We start from the raw sequence: 1449 nt of genomic DNA on the forward strand, positions 1-1449 counted from the left end.
AACGACTGCATTCTTCCCTCAGAACCTGTTGAATTGCCAGTATAGCCGTCTGATAACGGCTATACTGCTCTTTCATCTGTAAAAGCACCGGCTTTTCTGAAAGAATCAGATCATCCGCCAAGAGCACCGCAAAGGGATTATCGCCAACCACATCACGAGCCATAAGCACCGCATGACCAAGCCCTAAAGCCCGAGGCTGGCGAATAAATGTCGTAGTCACACCGCGCGGCACAATATTCTGAATTTCCTTCAGTAGAGCTGTTTTACCGCGCTTTTCAAGTTCTGTTTCCAGCTCATAGGCGACATCAAAATGGTCGGCAATGGCACGCTTACCCCGCCCGGTAATGAATACCAGACGGTCACAACCTGCTGCCAATGCCTCTTCTACGGCATATTGAATCAGCGGCTTATCCACCACGGGCATCATTTCCTTAGGAGTTGCCTTTGTTGCAGGAAGAAAACGGGTACCCATGCCTGCCACCGGAAAGACTGCGGTCGAAACAGATTTTTTTGCCACATCCGGAACATGTTTCTGCATGACACACCTCATTTTTGCAGGGTCAAAATTTTAGTTACCAAGCATTAGCAATTCTTATACCATGCAAAGCAAATGGTGTTCTTCACCGTCCCTTCTTCTAAAAAATCATCCATAGACAGATGCCAGGCGTAAAAAATGTGATACATATTTATTCTCAGAAAAATATTTTTGATTAAAACCAAAACAGTAAATAAACCCAAAACTTTAACAAAATTGAAACACGCTATCCCTGTGAAACAGGTTTTGTCTGCTTTTCGTGCGCAAAACAGCAGGCTATAATGATCGCAGAGGGCGTGTCCTGTTGCCCCACAGGCAGCCAGTGGATCCAATCAATACCGGAGAATATGTATGATTACTGAACATCAAGACTTGAAAGCAGAATTTCCTGAACTGGCTGAACACATGGACCAACTCCTGGCAGAACAAGGGCATTTTGCCCGGCGCTATGAAGAGTTCAATGAACTGACCGCCCACATTGAGCACATTGAGCGCAATGATGCGGCTAGCGGTTCACAAAGTCTGGAAGAAATGAAGAAAAAACGCCTGCTCCTGAAAGATGAAATATACCGGATGCTCACATCGGATTAAGCCTGCACATTCCCGAAGAAAGAACACCCATCATCTTCGGGTGTTCTTGGTTGATAAATCCTGGAAGCAGCCGTTGGCCGTTAAGCTTTGCCGCGACTTTGGCCCGCGCCGTTGTTGTTCTTGGTGAAATCCTGCGCCCGTCAGAAGAGCTGTTTGAGCCCAAAGGGCGAGCTCTCTCCTGACAGCAGGATGAGCCGTAGAACAACAGGCAAGGGACGTTGGCGCAAAAAGCTTAACGGCCAACGGCCGTTTCCAGGTTAATGCTGCGTTTTTTCTTCCCACCATTGGGTCAGCAGATCCACATCCACCACAACGCGTGCACC

General features: G+C 47.6%; 2 protein-coding genes. One reads left to right on the plus strand and one right to left on the minus strand.

Features of this window, described 5'->3' with window-relative positions; all coding sequences use genetic code 11:
- On the minus strand, window positions 1-538 hold a 538-nt coding region (locus AC2VLY_RS15965), incomplete at its 3' end, for a UTP--glucose-1-phosphate uridylyltransferase (protein WP_486922630.1).
- Between the two features lie 348 nt (window positions 539-886).
- Between AC2VLY_RS15965 and AC2VLY_RS15970 the strand changes: the two genes are divergently transcribed.
- Window positions 887-1126, plus strand: coding sequence for an HP1242/YdcH family protein (locus tag AC2VLY_RS15970; RefSeq protein WP_193649963.1), 240 nt, complete (start codon window positions 887-889; stop codon window positions 1124-1126).
- The last annotated feature ends 323 nt before the right edge of the window (window positions 1127-1449 follow it).

The sequence above is a fragment of the Acidithiobacillus sp. TH-A36 genome (assembly GCF_057473445.1).